At 63.2% G+C, this 16399-nt stretch carries 19 protein-coding genes; 8 read left to right on the forward strand and 11 right to left on the reverse strand.

What is annotated here, in order from left to right:
* Window positions 1-5: 5 nt before the first annotated feature.
* Window positions 6-953, forward strand: coding sequence for a cation diffusion facilitator family transporter (locus tag HNQ71_RS21915; protein WP_281391396.1), 948 nt, complete (start codon window positions 6-8; stop codon window positions 951-953).
* A gap of 7 nt (window positions 954-960) precedes the next feature.
* Here the strand turns inward: HNQ71_RS21915 and HNQ71_RS21920 are convergent, their stop codons facing one another.
* From HNQ71_RS21920 to HNQ71_RS21930, 3 genes are all read right to left on the reverse strand, one after another.
* Window positions 961-1347, reverse strand: coding sequence for a PIN domain-containing protein (locus HNQ71_RS21920; protein ID WP_184874716.1), 387 nt, complete (start codon window positions 1345-1347; stop codon window positions 961-963).
* On the reverse strand, window positions 1344-1589 hold the full coding sequence (locus tag HNQ71_RS21925; RefSeq protein WP_184874717.1) for an antitoxin: 246 nt from the start codon (window positions 1587-1589) through the stop codon (window positions 1344-1346). Before HNQ71_RS21925 ends, HNQ71_RS21920 begins: the two co-directional genes overlap by 4 nt.
* A gap of 67 nt (window positions 1590-1656) precedes the next feature.
* Window positions 1657-2748, reverse strand: coding sequence for a hypothetical protein (locus tag HNQ71_RS21930; protein WP_184874718.1), 1092 nt, complete (start codon window positions 2746-2748; stop codon window positions 1657-1659).
* A 102-nt stretch (window positions 2749-2850) separates the two neighbouring features.
* On the opposite strand from HNQ71_RS21930, the gene HNQ71_RS21935 reads away from it, so the two are divergent.
* From HNQ71_RS21935 to HNQ71_RS21955, 5 genes are all read left to right on the forward strand, one after another.
* Window positions 2851-3288 carry a DsrE family protein gene (locus HNQ71_RS21935; RefSeq protein ID WP_184874719.1) on the forward strand — a complete coding sequence of 146 codons (438 nt, stop codon included), beginning with the start codon at window positions 2851-2853 and terminating at the stop codon, window positions 3286-3288.
* Between the two features lie 61 nt (window positions 3289-3349).
* Entirely contained in the window at window positions 3350-4132 is a 783-nt protein-coding gene (locus tag HNQ71_RS21940; protein WP_184874720.1) for an SDR family oxidoreductase, read from the forward strand.
* A 62-nt stretch (window positions 4133-4194) separates the two neighbouring features.
* The gene (locus HNQ71_RS21945; protein ID WP_184874721.1) at window positions 4195-4509 is read left to right on the forward strand and encodes a putative quinol monooxygenase; all 315 of its coding nucleotides are present in this window, start codon (window positions 4195-4197) and stop codon (window positions 4507-4509) included.
* A gap of 70 nt (window positions 4510-4579) precedes the next feature.
* Window positions 4580-5665, forward strand: a complete 1086-nt coding sequence (locus HNQ71_RS21950) for an AbrB family transcriptional regulator (RefSeq protein ID WP_184874722.1) — start codon at window positions 4580-4582, stop codon at window positions 5663-5665.
* A 91-nt stretch (window positions 5666-5756) separates the two neighbouring features.
* Window positions 5757-5915, forward strand: coding sequence for a hypothetical protein (locus HNQ71_RS21955; RefSeq protein WP_184874885.1), 159 nt, complete (start codon window positions 5757-5759; stop codon window positions 5913-5915).
* A 101-nt stretch (window positions 5916-6016) separates the two neighbouring features.
* Here the strand turns inward: HNQ71_RS21955 and HNQ71_RS21960 are convergent, their stop codons facing one another.
* The 5 genes from HNQ71_RS21960 to HNQ71_RS21980 all read right to left on the reverse strand — a co-directional run bounded on the left by HNQ71_RS21960 (window position 6017) and on the right by HNQ71_RS21980 (window position 11782).
* Window positions 6017-7000 (reverse strand): ABC transporter ATP-binding protein, encoded by a 984-nt coding sequence (locus tag HNQ71_RS21960; protein ID WP_184874723.1) that lies wholly within the window; start codon window positions 6998-7000, stop codon window positions 6017-6019.
* Entirely contained in the window at window positions 6997-8016 is a 1020-nt protein-coding gene (locus HNQ71_RS21965; protein WP_184874724.1) for an ABC transporter ATP-binding protein, read from the reverse strand. The genes HNQ71_RS21960 and HNQ71_RS21965 overlap by 4 nt, the downstream gene beginning before the upstream one ends.
* A complete protein-coding gene (locus HNQ71_RS21970; RefSeq protein ID WP_184874725.1) occupies window positions 8006-8980 on the reverse strand; it encodes an ABC transporter permease in 975 nt (324 codons plus the stop codon). The genes HNQ71_RS21965 and HNQ71_RS21970 overlap by 11 nt, the downstream gene beginning before the upstream one ends.
* Complete coding sequence (locus tag HNQ71_RS21975) at window positions 8980-10008, reverse strand: ABC transporter permease (RefSeq protein WP_184874726.1); 1029 nt, start codon at window positions 10006-10008, stop codon at window positions 8980-8982. The genes HNQ71_RS21970 and HNQ71_RS21975 overlap by 1 nt, the downstream gene beginning before the upstream one ends.
* 100 nt (window positions 10009-10108) lie before the next feature.
* Window positions 10109-11782: an ABC transporter substrate-binding protein gene (locus HNQ71_RS21980; protein ID WP_184874727.1), complete on the reverse strand. Its 1674-nt coding sequence runs from the start codon at window positions 11780-11782 to the stop codon at window positions 10109-10111.
* A 284-nt stretch (window positions 11783-12066) separates the two neighbouring features.
* Here HNQ71_RS21980 and HNQ71_RS21985 point away from each other — a divergent pair, with 284 nt between their 5' ends.
* Window positions 12067-12828 carry a helix-turn-helix transcriptional regulator gene (locus HNQ71_RS21985; protein WP_246461767.1) on the forward strand — a complete coding sequence of 254 codons (762 nt, stop codon included), beginning with the start codon at window positions 12067-12069 and terminating at the stop codon, window positions 12826-12828.
* A 111-nt stretch (window positions 12829-12939) separates the two neighbouring features.
* The gene (locus tag HNQ71_RS21990) at window positions 12940-13839 is read left to right on the forward strand and encodes a proline iminopeptidase-family hydrolase (protein WP_184874729.1); all 900 of its coding nucleotides are present in this window, start codon (window positions 12940-12942) and stop codon (window positions 13837-13839) included.
* On the opposite strand, the gene HNQ71_RS21995 is transcribed toward HNQ71_RS21990, so the two are convergent.
* The 3 genes from HNQ71_RS21995 to HNQ71_RS22005 are packed head-to-tail and all read right to left on the reverse strand — an operon-like array spanning window position 13808 to window position 15964.
* The gene (locus HNQ71_RS21995; protein ID WP_184874730.1) at window positions 13808-14005 is read right to left on the reverse strand and encodes a nuclear transport factor 2 family protein; all 198 of its coding nucleotides are present in this window, start codon (window positions 14003-14005) and stop codon (window positions 13808-13810) included. The genes HNQ71_RS21990 and HNQ71_RS21995 overlap by 32 nt on opposite strands.
* Before the next feature lie 11 nt (window positions 14006-14016).
* Entirely contained in the window at window positions 14017-14793 is a 777-nt protein-coding gene (locus HNQ71_RS22000) for an esterase family protein (protein WP_184874731.1), read from the reverse strand.
* Between the two features lie 4 nt (window positions 14794-14797).
* Window positions 14798-15964: an ATP-grasp domain-containing protein gene (locus tag HNQ71_RS22005; protein ID WP_184874732.1), complete on the reverse strand. Its 1167-nt coding sequence runs from the start codon at window positions 15962-15964 to the stop codon at window positions 14798-14800.
* Window positions 15965-16399 lie beyond the last annotated feature (435 nt).

Consider the following 16399-nt stretch of genomic DNA (forward strand, 5'->3'; position numbering starts at 1 on the left):
CGACCATGGCCGAAACCGAGAACACGATGGCGATCGCGGCCAAGGCCGCGGCGAAGCGCAAGGTCGCCAACCTTGCGTTCTGGTCGATCATCATTGCCGCAATCGTGCTCGGCCTAAAGCTCGTCGCCTGGTACATCACCGGCTCGGTGGCGCTCTATTCGGACGCGCTGGAATCGATCGTCAACGTCATTGCCTCGATGGCCGCCTTCTGGGCGATCCAGGTCAGCTACAAGCCTGCCGACCAGGACCATCCCTTCGGCCACCACAAGGCCGAGTATTTCTCGGCGGTGCTCGAAGGCGTGCTGATCGTTCTCGCCGCGCTTCTGATCCTCAACGAGGTCTGGCGCGCCTGGCAGGCGCCGGCGCCCATCGAAAAGCCCTGGAACGGCCTAGCGGTCAACGGCATCGCGACAGTGATCAATGCCTTCTGGGCCTGGACGCTGATCCGCGCCGGCAGGGCCGAAAAATCGCCTGCGCTGGTTGCCGACGGCAATCACATCATGACCGATGTGGTGACCTCGATCGGCGTCTTCGGCGGCCTGGTCGGGGCAATCCTCACCGGTTGGCACATCCTCGACCCGGCACTGGCCGTCATCGTGGCGCTGAACATCCTGTGGCAGGGCTGGCACGTCATCGGCTCATCGATGAACGGCCTGATGGACCGTGCCGTCGACACGCAGGCGCACATGCGCATCCGGGACGTCATCTCGGCCAACTGCAAGGGCGCGCTGGAGGTGCATGACCTGAAGACGCGCATCGCCGGCCGCGCCACCTTCATTGAGTTCCATCTGGTCGTCGACGCCGACATGTCGGTCGGCGCCAGCCATGTCATCTGCGACCGCATCGAGGACGCGCTGAAGGCCGAAATCCCCTCCGTGCGCGTCACCATCCATGTCGAGCCCGACGACGAAGCCAAGCTGCCGAAGGGCACTACTGCCGTGCCGTTCGCCTGAGGTCAGCTCACCAGGTCTCGATCGAGAGATCTTTGATGCGCTCGAATTCTCGCACATTGCGGGTCACCAGTGTGAGGCTTCGAGCGCGTGCCTGCCCGCCGATCAACGCGTCGTAAGGACCAATCGGAGTTCCCAACGTCGCAAGCGTTGCCCGAATCTCTCCAGTATGTCTGGCGTCTTCCCGGTCAAAGTCGAGCACAGGGAACTGCAGAGCTTCGATGCGAGTCAAATTTTCGACCCTTCGCTGGCTTTTTTCAGCGCCATAATACAGTTCGTGCACGACGATCGCAGAGAGGGCAAAGTCCTGCGGCCTGTGCCGTTTCAGCAGCGCCAGCAAACGCTCATCGCCCTTGATGACCGCGATGACGGCATTGGTGTCGAGCAGATAGATCACTTGAATACGTCGTCCAGGGCGGGTCTATCCTGCCCATCCTGACGTTCCAGCGCTGCCTCGGCGAAATCGCTATCAACTGGTCCGATCACTTGGTCGAGCCAAGCCCAATCCTGCGCAAGCGGTTCCAGGATGACCGTCTGCCCATGGCGGCGGATCGAAACTTCGTCTGTTTCGAAACGGAACTCCTTAGGCAGCCGCACAGCCTGTGAGCGGCCCGACCAGAACACCTTTGCCTTGTCCATTATGTTAATCCTCAAATGAGATATAGCAAAGATATATCCCTTCAAGGCGACATAGACAAGTCCGAGCTCACGGCGCGCAGGCCGATTGCGGCATCGGCTGCAGCCGGTAAACCTTGTCGTCGGATTTCGTCTTGCCGTCGGCGGTCTTTGAACACAGATCGACGATCGCCAGGCTGCTGTTGGGATTGGCCAGCATCATCGTGCCGTTGGCGGCCCGCTTGAGGAAAATCTCCTTCTGCGCGATGTCGCAGGAAAAATCGCTCATCTTCGAACTTGCCGCGCAGCGCCACTGGTCGGCCTCGCCCTGGCAGGAATAGGTCTGCGTGACCTTGGCCGATTTCTGCCGCGTGGTGACGGTGACGGCAATGTCGGCGCCATCGGGCCAGCTGGCTGCGTCGCCTCCCGAAGCAAAAGACGCCAATTCCACAGGGCCGCGGAAAACCCGGATCGACTGCGTCAACTGATCGGGGTGCGAGGCCAGGTGCGACGCGTCATAGTCGCGCCCATAGCAGAAGGCCTGGTCCGGCTTCAACCGCTCGCGCAACGGCAGCCCGAGCGTCGGATCGATCGGATCGATGCGCGCGAACTCCGCCTTGCAGGTCGCGGCCGGCATCGGGTCGAGGCGGAAATTGTCATCCTCCTTGCCCAGCGCTTGCCTGTCGTATTCCGCTGCACCCAATTCTTCTTCGGACCCGGCATCGAGATAGATATCGGGCTGCAGATCCGAGAGGATCAGTCGGCCCTTGTCGTCGACCTTGAGCGATGCGAGCGTCCGGTCGCAGTCCATGCCGCAATGGATCGGGCCTGATTTGCCGTCCTCGGACTCATGATTGCACCAGCCGCCGGCCCATTCCGGCGCCTTGGCGCCGCGAACCGTGGTGGTGACGAAGGCGTTGTAGGACGAATCGGAATTCGCGGCCGGCTCCTCGTTCGGCCGGCTGACCGGATCATGGCCGTAGTAGAAGAAAATTCGCGCCACCTTCTGCTTCGGATGCGCCTTGAGGTGTGCTGCGTCATAGACGCGGCCGAAACAGGCGTCGGCGCCGTTGGGGCTGAGTTCGGTGAGCTTGAGTGCGTCGTCGGCCAAGGCCGAGCCGGCCAGCAGGCCGAGCAGCGCGACACCCCAAGCGCCGCGCGCCAATACCTTGCAAAGCGTCATGTGACCCCTCCTCCGCATCGACAGGACGTAGCGTCAATTTATGCTAGTATTGCGGCCGCAGCCACGCATTTTGCGGTGCGCCGTCAAGCGGAGGAGGATGCGATGCGCCGGCGCGATATGTTCCGCGCGGTTCTTGCCGGAACCGGGACGTTTCTTGGCCTGCGGGTGGTGCAGGCAGTCGCCACGGAGCCCGCCAGGCAGAAGGTCGCCTATCATCTCAGCGATCTCGACAAGGTCAATTTCGTTCTCGGCAACATCAAGAACCACTATGACGGCACCGGCGGCAATGTCGACATCGTGCTGGTCGTGCATGGTCCAGCCCTTGCCGCCTTCAAGTCCAAAGGCATATCGGCCGCGATTTCCGGCCGCTTCGCCAGCCTGGTGCAGCAGGGGCTCAATCCGCATGCCTGCGCCAACACTATGCAAGGCATGGATATTTCTTTGACCGACCTGCTCGACGGGTTCCACGCCGCCGACAAGGGTGGCGTCGTCAAACTCGCCGAACTGCAGGGCCAAGGCTACGTCTATCTGCGGCCGTGAGGCTTGAACATCTGGGCAGCAAAGGCCTACGAAGGACCGGCAGAAATCCCGGAGGACACGCGTGCCAGCCACCACCACACTCAGCATTCCCGATCTCGCCGGCAAGGCGGTACTGGTCACCGGTGCATCAACCGGTATAGGCGCGGCCCTGGCGTCGGCCTACGCCGCACAGAAATGCCGCGTAGCGCTGCACTACAATTCGAGCCGCGACGCCGCCGAGGCTCTGGCCAAGACCATTGCCGACGAGGGCGGCGAAGTGTTCCTCGTCCAGGGCGATTTCTCGGTTCCCGCCGATGTCGAACGCGTCGTCGAGGACAGCGCGCAGCATTTCGGCCGTCTCGACGGGTTGGTCAACAATGCCGGCGGCATGCTCGGCCGCGTACCCTATGCCGAGCAGACTGAAGCGCATTACGACGCGGTGATGGACCTCAATGCGCGTTCCGTGCTGACCGCCTCGCGCAAGGCGATCCCGTGGCTGAAGAAACAGGGCGGCTTCATCGTCAACACCTCGTCGATCGCCGCGCGCAACGGCGCCGGCGGCGGCGCCGGCCTCTACGGTTCGGCCAAGGCCTTCGTCTCCAACGTGACGCGTGGCATGGCCAAGGAGCTGATCGGCTTCGGCATCCGCGTCAACGCGGTGGCGCCCGGCACCATTCTCACGCCGTTCCACGAGCGCTATTCGACCGACGAGCAGATAAAGGGCATGGTCGCCACCATTCCACAGGGGCGTGCCGGCACCGCGCAAGACTGCGTCGGCGCCTACCTGTTCCTCTCTTCCGACCTTCTGAGCGGCTACATCACCGGCCAGGTGATCGAGGTGAATGGCGGCCAGTTGATGCCTTGACCGGCTATCTGCATACTGGCGATCTGCATATCTTGTCGAAAACCTCGAAGGGAGACAAAGGAATGTATGGACTGATCGGCAAGATGCGGGCATCGCGCGGCCAGCGCGACGCGGTCATGGAGGTCCTGCGCGCCAGCACCAGCACCGGCGCCCTGCCGGGTTGCCTGAGCTACATCATCGCCCGCGACCCCGCGGATGCCGATGCGATCTGGGTCACCGAAGTGTGGACCGATGCCGAAAGTCACAAGGCTTCGCTGCAGCTTCCGGAAGTCCAGGCGGCGATCGCCAAGGCGCGGCCGTTCATCGCCGGCTTTGAATTCCAGGTCGAAACCCACCCAGTCGGGGGCTTTGGCCTCGCCGACGGCAAAAAAGCCTAAGCTCACACGGGGCATCCTTTTTCGGCGAAGCGGGGTTCGCATCGCCCCGCTTCGAGTCTAAGACCAAGGCATGGATTCCCCGGACCAGCCCGTTGTCGAGCGCATGGCGCGGATGCGCAAGGCTTGGCAATGGCTGGTGATCCTGACCGTCTCCGCCCTGTTTGCCGGCGCGCTGGAACTCGCCGCTCTGCCCGCCGCACTGCTGATCGGACCGATGCTGGCGGCCATTGTCGCCGGCACCAATGGCGCCACGGTGCGCGTGCCGCGTCTTCTGTTCGGCGCCGCACAGGCAATTGTCGGCTGCCTCGTCGCCAGCTCGATCTCGGCCGACATCTTTCCGGTATTCTACCGGGAATGGCCGCTGTTTCTCGGCGTCGTGGTGGCCACGGTCACGGCCTCCAGCCTGCTCGGCTGGCTGATCAGCCGCTGGCGCATCCTGCCCGGCACCACCGCCGTCTGGGGCTCTTCGCCGGGTGCCGCCACCGCCATGGTGCTGATGGCCGGTGCCTTCGGCGCCGACCAGCGTCTCGTCGCCTTCATGCAATATCTGCGCGTCATCTTCGTCTCGATGACGGCGGCTCTCGTTGCAAAGATGTGGGTCGACACGTCGGGCGTGGAAATCCCGCCCGTCATCTGGTTTCCGCCGATCGATCCACAAGCCTTCGCCGCGACCATCGGCATCGCGCTTGTCGGCGGCCTGGCGGGAAGGCTTTGCCGGCTGCCTTCACCCTTCTTTCTCGGCACCTTCCTCTTTGGCACCGTGATCCATCTCGGCCTTGGTGTGGAGATGCAGTTGCCGCAATGGCTGCTGGCCGTGAGCTACGCGATGGTCGGCTGGTCGATCGGCCTGAACTTCACCCGGCCGATCCTGCGCCATGCGACGCGTGCCTTGCCGCAGATCATCGCCTCGATCGTGGCGTTGATTGCCTTTTGCGGCGGCCTTGCCTTCATGATCAGCCATCTCTTGGGCATCGACCCTTTGACCGCCTACCTGGCGACCAGCCCCGGCGGCATGGACAGCATCGCCATCATTGCCGCCGCCGCGCAGAACGTCGACATCTCCTTCGTCATGGCCCTGCAATCGGCACGCTTCCTGGTCGTGCTGCTGGTCGGCCCGAGCGTGGCGCGGCTGGTGGCGAGAAGCGTCAGGCAATAGAGCAAGGTCGCCCGTGGTTGGCTGAACCCCGACCAGCGTTGCCGCTGTGCGACAGCACCCGGCAGTCTGCGCACAAGTCGCGAAAAAATACTTGACTAACATACTCATATTTGAGAGCGCGAGAGCGCAATCCTGCCTGCAGGTCAACGCCAAGAGCCTGTTCGACAACCGGCAGACCATCTGCTCGGCCGGCTATTGCTACCGCGACGAGGGCCGCTCGCTGTTCGCCAGCCTGCGCCATCGCTTCTGAAGGAGGATAGAGCCATCCCGATGAAATCGGGATATGGCTCTATCCTACTGTTTGAGCACGATCTCCAGCGAAAACCGAACTCCACTTTTCGGGATCATGCTTTAGCCCCTCCTCGGATGGTGGCAGGCGACGAAGTGGTCCTTGTCGACGAGCGAAAGCACGGGGCGTTCGTGGCGGCATACTGAAGTCGCCGCCACGCAGCGCGTATGGAAACGGCATCCTGACGGCGGATCGAGCGGGCTTGGCAAATCGCCCTTGAGCATGATCCGCTGGGCCGGCCGGTTGTCGACGTCGGGAACCGGCACCGCCGAGCGAAGTGCTATGGTGTAGTGATGGCGCGGCGCCGAAAAGACAGCGTCGACCGGTCCGGTTTCGACGATCGAGCCCATATACATCACCGCCACTCGCGACGAGAACTGCCTGACCACCGAGAGGTCATGGGCAATGAACACGTAGGTCAGGTTGAACTCGTCGCGCAGATCGGCAAGCAGGTTGATGATCTGCGCCTGGATCGACACATCCAGCGCCGATACCGGTTCGTCGGCAACGATCAACCGCGGCCGCAGCGCCAGCGCGCGCGCGATGCCGATGCGCTGGCGCTGTCCACCCGAGAATTCATGCGGAAAGCGCTGGGCATGCTCGGGAAGCAGTTCGACGCGGACCAGCAGATCCTCGACGCGATCCGCCATTTCCGATCGCGACAGCTTTTCATGCACGCGGAACGGGTCGGCCAGGAGATCGCCGACGCGACGGCGTGGGTTGAGCGAGGCGGCCGGGTCCTGAAACACCATCTGCATCTGGCGGCGTATCGGCCGAAGCTGCCGTTGCGAGGCCTTCGTTATGTCCCGGCCCCCGAATTCCAGCGACCCTGAGGTGATTTCGGTGAGCCGGACGAGGCAGCGCCCCAGCGTCGATTTTCCGCAGCCCGACTCGCCGACGATGCCAAGCGTCTCGCCCGGAAAAATGTCGAGCGAGATCTGCTCCACGGCATGGACGATCCGCCGTTGAAAGGGCGAGCGCCCAACCGGATAGTGTTTCGACAAATCGCTGGTCCGCACCAGCGGCTTAGGCCTGGTCTCGGTCATGCCGGGACGGCCCTGGCGGCGAGCGTCCGGCGCAGATCCTGGCGCCCATCCTGCGGAAGAAAACAGGCCGACCGGTGTCCTCCCGCGCCGCCAAGCGAAGGCTGCGCGGCACAGGCTTCATGCCGGAACGTGCAGCGCGGCCCGAAGGCGCAGCCCTGCGGCATCTGGCTCAGTTTCGGCGGACTGCCGGGAATGGCCGTCAGCCGCGCGGGACGTGGGCCGTGCATCGGCGGAATCGAACCGAACAGGCCCCACGCATAGGGGTGAAGCGGCTCGCGGAAAAGCTGCCCCTTGCCGCCCTCCTCGACAACGCGCCCGGCATACATCACCAGCACGCGATCAGCGACTTCGGCGACCACGCCGAGGTCATGGGTGACCAGGATCACGGCGGATCCGAACCCATCGCGCAATCGAGCGATCAGCTCCAGGATTTGCGCCTGGACTGTCACGTCGAGCGCCGTCGTCGGCTCATCGGCGATCAGCAGCGCCGGATTGCACGACAGCGCCATGGCGATCACGGCGCGCTGGCGCATGCCGCCGGACAGCTGGTGCGGGTAGCGGTCGACGGCACTGTCGGGGCTCGGCAAGCCAACCGCGTCGAGCAAGTCCACCGCCCGCTTGCGCGCGGCAGTGCGCGACACACTCTCATGCGCGCGGATCTGCTCGATGATCTGGTTGCCGATCGTATGGACCGGTGTCAGCGCCGTCATTGGATCCTGGAAGATCATCGCGATCTGCCGGCCGCGAACGGCGTCGAGCGCACGGCGCTTGAGCCCCAGCAACTCCTGGCCGAGAAAACGGACTGACCCGGTGACGACTGCATTGGGGCTGCTGATCAGTCCCAGGATGGCAAGCAAGGTTTGGCTCTTGCCCGAGCCGCTTTCACCGACGACGCCGATGATTTCGCGCCGCTCGAGCGAAAACGAGACGCCGCTGACGGCAGGCACCACGCCACCCTCCGTACGGAACGAGACGCAAAGGTTCTCGACGACCAGCAGCGGCTTGTCAGTGGGCATCTCTAACCCTCGGATCGATGAAGACAAAGGCGACGTCGACGATGAAATTGGCCATGACCACGAAGAACGAGGCATAGATGACTGTCGCCAGGATCATCGGCAGATCGAGCGTCTGCAAGGCCCCATAGGTGAGCTTGCCGACTCCTTGCAGGCCGAAGACCACCTCCGTCAGCAAGGCGCCGCCTCCGACCAGGGCGCCGAAATCGAGCCCGAACATGGTGACGAAGGCGACGAGCGAGGTTCTGAGCCCATGATGCATCAACACCCGCCGTTCGCCGATGCCCTTGGCGCGCGCGGTCCGGATGAAATCCTCCTGCATGGTCTCGATGATCGAGGCCCGCAGCACGCGGCCGTACAGCCCGATGTAGAGCGTGGCGAGCGTGAACCAGGGAATGACCAGCGCCTTGAACCAGCCCCAGGGATCTTCGGTGAAGGGAATATAGCCGAGCGGCGGCACCCACGAGAACAGCCAGCTGTCGTGCCAGCGGCTCTGTGTGACCAGATTGGCGACTTCGCCCAGCCAGAAGACCGGGATCGACACGCCGATCAGGCTGAGGATCATCAGCGTCCGGTCGAGCCACGTGCCGCGCGTCGCCCCGGCGATCACGCCGACGATCAACCCGCCGAGAAGCCACAGGACTGCAGCGCCAAGCACCAGCGACAAGGTGATCGGGATCGCCTCGAGCACCGTTGGGACGACCCTCTGGCCGCGATTGACGAAGGACGTGAGGTCACGGCTGATGAAGAGCCGCTCCATCATCAGCGCGTATTGGACAGGCAGCGGCCGGTCGAGGCCGAAATCGTGCCGTACCTGGACCAGCGTCTCCTGCGATGCATTGCGCCCGGCAATGCGCGCCGACGGGTCGGCGCCAGGGGTGGCGAAAAAGATCAGGAAGGCGACGACGCTGATGCCGAACATCACCAGCACCATTTGACCCAGCCTGGACAGGAGCGCCGTCAGCATCAGGCGACCCTTATCGAGGATTTCGGGTCGAGCGCGTCGCGCACCCCGTCGCCCAATATGTTCAGCGCCAGCACGCAGATGACGATTGCCAGCCCCGGCCCCAGGGCGACGATCGGGCGCGAATAGAGAAGCCCCTGTCCGTCTTGGATGATGGTTCCCCAGCTGGCGTCGGGCGGCTGCACGCCGATCGACAGGAAGGATAGCGAGGATTCGGTCATCATGTTCAGCGCCAGGATGAGCGGCACGAAGACGATGACCCGGGTGATCACGTTGGGTAGGATATCATACAACAGGATGCGCCAGGGCGACGCACCTATGCCGATCGCCGCCGTGACGAACTCAGCCTGCATCAGCGACAGGACATGACCGCGGATGGGCCTGGCGACATAGGGGACGTAGACGATGCCGATGATGAAGGTCGGCAGCCAGAGACTGCCGGAGCGGATTTCGATCGGCCCGATGGTGATGCTTTGCGTGATCAGCACGATCGACAGCGAAATCGCCAGCAGGAAGATGGGAAACGCCCATAGCACATCGAGAATGCGCGACAGCAAGGTATCGACCAGCCCGCCGAAGAAGCCGGAGACGACGCCGAGCAGTGTCGCCAGGCCAAGGCATATCGCCGCCGCGGCGCCGGCGATCAGCAGCGAATTGCGCCCGCCGTAGAGCAGGCGCGCGGCGACATCGCGGCCCTGATTGTCGGCGCCCAGCATATAGGGCCCGAAATCCCAGGTCGGCCCGAGCGGCGTGAACCCCAGACCGAGCCCCTCGGTCGAAGGCTCCAGCACCTGCCTGGTCTCGCCGTTGATGACGATCTCGCCATTGAGATTGGTGGCGAAAGGATCGGTCCGCGCCACATGGCGGGCGTAAAGGGGGGCCGCCAGGCAAGCAGCAGTGATCAGCACCAGCACACCGAACGCGATGATGGCGGCCCGATCGGCCTTGAGCTTGCGCCACGCCGTGCGCCATGGCCCCTCGGCGCCCCGGCGGCTCCGAACCAGCGCTTGCCCGCCACTCGTATTGTCCATGATGGGTATGAATTTCAGATCGGCGGGAAATGCAACCGCGGCGGAGGATTGGGCATCGCTCCGCCGCGGATCGGATTGGGCCTGATCACTCAACCCCCGATCACTCGACCCAAGACTGGCTCATGATCCAGTAGAATTGCGGGCTGAAGACGAAATTCTTCAGCCGCGGCGAGATCAGGTCGACACGCTTGGGCGTGAAGAGCACGGCCACCGGCGCTGCGTCGGTCACCGCCTTGTCGACGGCGGTCCACAGCTGCGCGCCCTTGGCCGGATCCGCGATCATGCCGGTCTGGGCCTCGCTCATCTTCTGGTCGATCGACTTGTCGCAGAAGCCGGAGATGTTGACCGAGGCGTCCGAGCCGGGCGTGAACGAGGCGCAGCTGAACAACACCTGCAGGAAATCCGAAGGCGCCGGATAATCCTGGAACCACTGCGAGATGGAAATCTGCACCTTGTTGTTGGTATTCTGAATGTAGGTGAACTGGATGTTCTGGGAGATTGGCTTGACCGAGGTCTTGTAGCCTAGGCCGTTCAGCACATCCTGCAGATACACGCCGATCGATTTCGACACCTCGGTGTCCTCGGTGATGATCGTCACCTCCTGGCCGGCCGTTCCGGAGGCGGCGATCAGCGCCTTGGCTTTCTCCAGGTCAGGTGCGGACCATTTCTCGCCAGGATTGGCCGAGAACGGGCAATAGGGTGCGTAGGACGGGAAATTCGGCGGCAGGATCTGGCACGACGGCTGCGCCAGATTGCTGCCACCGAACAGCTTGACGATGGCCGCGCGGTCGATGGCGTAGTTGACGGCCTGCCGCACGCGGATGTCGTTGAAGGGCGCGAGATTGGTGTTCATCGGCGCATACCACATCGCCGTCAGCGGATGCACGGACACCTGCTTGGCGTATTTGGTGCCCAGTTCCGCCAACCGGTCCGCCGGCGGCGGATCGAACATCCAGTCGGCCTGGCCGTTCTCCACGGCGGTGACCGCCGCCTCGTCCGTGAGACCGAAGCCATAGTCTATCTCGTCGGGATATCCGGCCGGCTGCGCCTCCTTGCTCCATTCCTTGAAATGCGGATTGCGCACCATCTTGAGCAGGCTGTTGGGATCGTAGCTGGCGATCATGTAGGGCCCGGTGCCGGGGATGGGCACGGTCCCGGAATCCTTGAGAGGCGCCTGAGTGGGCAGGATCGCCGCATGCGGGATCGAAATCTTCTGCAGGAAATCGGGATCGGGAGTCACCAGATTGAAGGTCACGGTGCTTGCCGCCTCGTCGGCGACGACGCCGCCCTCGAGCGTGCAGGTTGCCGGCGTCTTGAGGCATTTGTCGGCGCCGACAATGCCGTTGTAGAGCGTGCCCGTGGTTGGGCCGCTGATCTTGAACATGCGCTGGAACGATGCCACCACATCGGCCGTCGTCAGGTCCGATCCGTCGGCGAACTTGATGCCCTTGCGCAGCTTGAAGACGTATTTCTTGCCGCCGTCTTCAGGCTTGGGCAAGCTCTCGGCCAAGTCTGCCACCACCTCGAAACCGGTCTTGTCGCCGGTCTTGCGGAAGGTCACCAGCCCATCATAGAGGATGTAGTTGATCTGGAAATATTGCAACGTGTAGTTGATGTGCGGATCGATCGTGCCGGCAGCGGCGTTGGCGAGAAGCTTGAGCGTTCCGCCGACCTTGCCTTCCTGTGCGGCGGCACCGGTGATGGGCGCCATCAGCATGAGGCCAGCTAGGCCGACACCGGCCATCATTGCGCTAAAAACCTTCCGGGATCGCATCGTCTTGCTCCTCTAGGGAAAGTGGGTGATCCGCAACGTGCGCCAGGCACACGCCGGACCGTGATCCATCGTACACAGCCTATGGCGCGCGAAACCCGGCGGGATAGCTGTGAATTAAGATAGTTTTGGCACGCGGACGCGTCGCGGACAACAAGCCGTGATCGCGCATTGCTCATTTCTTGGGCATTTGGTGAACATGCCCGTTTGACAAACATTGGCTGGCGAGTAAGCTTTTGCTCATGCAGGGCGTGTCCGGCGATTTCGAAACTGAATTTCACATAGGGATGGATGTCGACGCAGCGATGGCGGCGGCGATGCGTGTGCTTGCGCCCGCCGGCTTCACCTCGCTGATCTACGACTATACGCCCGTCCCGGTCAGCCATGACGGCGAATTGATCACGCCTTCGCTGATGGCGCTCGCCAACGTGCCGTCGGGTATGCAGGACCTCTGGTGCAAGGGCGGTTATTATCAGCTCGATCCGGTGCAGGAGGCGGCGCTCGCGGTGTCACGACCGTTCCTGTGGTCGCACAACGGGTCGCAGAGTCCGGTCATGCGGCGCATCCTCCAGCGCAAGCATGATCCGGTGGTAGGCTACCTCCTGGACACCAAGATGACATGCGGCGTGACGGTGCCCATCCGCTTCGACGGCGGCGATCTCGCTACCTTCACCGCGATCCGCCTCGATCCGGAGCCGAATTTCGAAGCCGAGGCACAGATGATGTTGCCTGGCATTGGCGACCTTGGCCACCTGTTCCATGACTGCGTCTATGCCGGCTTCGACCAGCGCACCAGGACAAGCCAGTATTTCCACCTGACATCGCGGGAACGCCAGTGCCTGAGCCTGGCGGCTTGCGGGTTGACGGCCAAGCAGATCGCCCATGAGATCTGCCGCAGCGTGCCGACCGCGACGCTGCATCTCAACGCCGCCAGCCGCAAGCTCGGCGCTCGCAACCGCTTCCACGCCATCGCCCTGGCGGCCCACTACCGGTTGCTCGGACCGATCAGCCAGGGCCAGAACCTGTCCCGCCAGCACAGCCAAAACTAACGTTATTGCTAGCTGGTCGGCTGCCGGTCCGCCTCTATACCCTTTGCCGTGAACAACGTCGGAGACCGCTGATCGGCGGTCGCCGCCGAGCCAGCCAGGCGGAGGGACACGATGGACGATCTTGCAATATCGGAAGGTTTCAGCGTCTACGGGCAATACAGGACCTGGTACCGTGTGACGGGAGACCTGGGCTCCGCCAGGCTGCCGCTGGTCGTTGCCCATGGCGGGCCCGGCTGCACCCACGACTATGTCGACAGCTTCAAGGACATTGCCGGCTTCGGCCGCGCCGTGATCCATTACGACCAGATCGGCAACGGCCGATCCACCCATCTGCCGGACAAGGGCGGCGACTTCTGGACGGTCGAATTCTTCCTTGGCGAACTGGATGCGCTGCTTGCCCATCTGGGCATCAAGGAGCGCTATGCCCTGCTCGGCCAATCCTGGGGCGGCATGCTCGCCGCCGAGCACGCGGTGCGCCGGCCATCGGGCCTCAAGGCACTGGTGCTCGCCAACTCGCTTGCCTCGATGAAGCTGTGGGTCGAAGGCGCCGGGCAGCTGCGCGCGGAGCTGCCGGCGGCGGTGCGGCAGGCGCTCGATCGCCACGAAGCGGACGGCACGACTGACCATCCCGATTATCTCTCGGCGACCCGGGCGTTCTACGACCGGCACGTCTGCCGTGTCGTGCCTTGGCCGGCGGAAGTGGAGCGCACCTTTGCAGCCATCGACGCCGATCCCACTGTCTATCACACCATGAACGGTCCCAACGAATTCCACGTCGTCGGCACCATGCGCGACTGGACGATCATCGACCGGCTGCCGCTGATCGAAGCGCCGACATTGGCCTTTCGCGGCTTTTTCGATGAAGCCACGCCGGCCTGTGTCCAGCCCTTCCTCGACCAAGTTCCCACGGTCGAGGGCCATGTCTTCCCGCTATCGAGCCACATGCCGCATGTCGAGGAAAGGCAGGATTGCATGGCTGTCACCGAGGCCTTCCTGGCCCGCCATGACTGACTGCCGTTTCGCGCGACTGGTTCCAATCCGCGATCTGCTCGCGGCCCCGGAAAGACCGGTCCCAGTCACTCAACGAGGCGTCTGATGTGAACGCGTCGAGAAAGGCCTCGGTATCGCCTCTATTGGTGGCCTCGATAAAGCGACGGATGGGTTCTGGTGTGGTCATTCGCCCGCACCTTAGTCCAGTCTGTGCATCAGATCGTCGTCAAGCCAGCGACCGAAGAAATAGACCAGTTGCTTGTGCCACCACGGCCAGTCGTGGCTGACATCGCCGCCCCAATAGTCGACCCAGGCGGGAATGGACCTGTCGCGCAGGATCTGTTCCAGCTTGCGCGTCTCGACCAGCATCCGTTCCTCCCAGGCGCCCTGTCCGCAGCAGAAGATCAGCCTGAGCGCCTTCAGGCGGGCAAGCAGTTTGGGATCGACGATGCCGGGCAGATAGTCGAGCGGCGAGTTGTAGAAGATGTCGCCTTCAAGCGTCTTGCCGAAGAAGTCGCGGGCCGAATAGACGCCCGACAGCGCGATGACGCCGCTGGCGAGTTCGGGAAAGCGGAAGACGAAGTTCGACGAATGGTAGCCGCCCATCGAGCAGCCTGAGAACAGCGGCTTCAGCTTGCGTCCGCCATTGGCCTGCGCGGCCGTGGACACGATTTCCGGCAGCGCCTCCTCGCGCACATAGCGGAAATAGGCCTCGTGCCGGCCAATGCGATGTGCGGCGTCGGCATGCTGGTCGAAGAAGGATTCCGAATCGATGCCGTCGACCGTGAACAGCTGGATGCGGCCGGTGTCTATGAACTCGGCAAGCGCGCCGACCCCGCCGGAATCCTCGAACTGGTAGAACCGCCCTTGCGAGGTCGGGAACACCACCACCGGCCGGCCGGCATGGCCGTAGCGCTTGTATTCCATGTCGCGGCCGAGATTGCGGGCGAAAGTCTTGTGATAGGAAACGTCCATCGCTTCACGCCTTTTCCGCGTGGATGTAGGCGACCGCTTCGCGCAGCGCCGCTTCGTCCTTCGAGCGCATCTGGTAGGCGTAATTTCCCATGGCGCGGCTGAAAACCTCTTCGATGGCCTGATGGTGGACGATCTTGTCGCGATGGGCGGCTAGCACGTCCTCATGGCTGTGCAAATAGCTGAGGCGCCGCTTGCGGCTGGCATAGGCGGTGAAATACTTGCCCTCGTACGGCCCGCCGGCGGCATCTTTCACCACCATATCGGCCCAAGCTCCGTACACGTCGATGTCGAAGGTGTAGTTGATGGCATCGGTCATCCAGGCGCCGGGCGGACGCATGTTGACCTCCAGCGCGATGACGCGGTCGTCCTTGGTCTCGAACAGCTCGATGTGGAAGAATCGTTCGCGCACGTCGAACGCCTTCAGGATCTTGCGGCCGGCCTCCTCGACCGCAGGGCTGATCCGGGGAAAACAGGTGTAGCTCATGTGGCGATCCTTGTTGACCACCTCCATGACGCTCTGGTCATAGCGGTGGCTGGCGGCCAGCACCACCTCACCATCGCGGTTGACCAGCCCATCGAAAGTCACCACCAGCCCCTCGATGAACTGCTCCATGACGAAGGTCACATCCTCGGGCTTGTCCCTGAAGAACTGGTCGAGCTCCCCAGTGTTGGAAATCTTGAACGTGTTCGAGGCGCCAGAGCCGCTGTCGGGCTTGACCACCACCGGATAGCCGACGCGGCGGATGAAGGTCATGGCGCCGGCCCTGTCGGAGCATTTGCGTTGCGCGATGGTGTCGACGCCGCTCTTGCGGAAGAAGGCGCGCATGCGGCTCTTGCGCTTCAAATTCTTCACGAAATCGAGCTTGGTGCCGTAGATGTTGAAGTCGGTGCGGATGTTGGCTTCCAGCTCCAGCCAGTGCTCGTTGAGCGATTCAAAGCGGTCGATGCGGCCCCATTTGTGGATGAAATGCCCCATCGCCCGGAACACCGGATCGTAGTCCTCCATGTCGGCAACACGGTAGTATTCGCTGAGCGCCGCCTTCAGCTTGCCGTCGAGCGCCTCATAGGGTGCGTCGCCGATACCCAGCACCCTGGCCCCGGCCTTCTTCAACCGGTCGCAGAAATCCGCGCCATTGACGGGAAAGTGCGGCGAGAAGAACACGAAATTCATGGATGACCCCCCTGCCGATAGTGATCCCGACAAGGCCAAGTCTGGCGCATTTGCTGCGCGTGGGGAAGAGCGCACATGTCAGGGATGATTTCCAACAGAAACCCGGTCCGCCCTGCGGCCCCACTTGCCTCCCACAAGCCGCTCCTGTATGAGAACCGCCATGAACACGCGCGCCACCAACGCTTCCCGTCCGACCGGTTTTTCCGGCGAGACCGTGCGCGCGCTGGCCTCGACCCTGCTTCTTCTCGGCCTTATCGGCGATCGCCGGGTTCGCTGAAGGAGCGCCCGGCGGTCGAACCGCCGCGCAAGCGCATGCTCCTTGGCCAGTCACAAAATTGGCACGTCACATCAAGCGAACGAAATTCTGGTAAAGGCGCCGCTCGCCATCAATCCATCTGGGGATGGATCCATGAGCCGCCCGGAGAAACGACGATG

Source organism: Mesorhizobium sangaii, from assembly GCF_014207355.1.
Lineage (GTDB): Bacteria > Pseudomonadota > Alphaproteobacteria > Rhizobiales > Rhizobiaceae > Mesorhizobium > Mesorhizobium sangaii.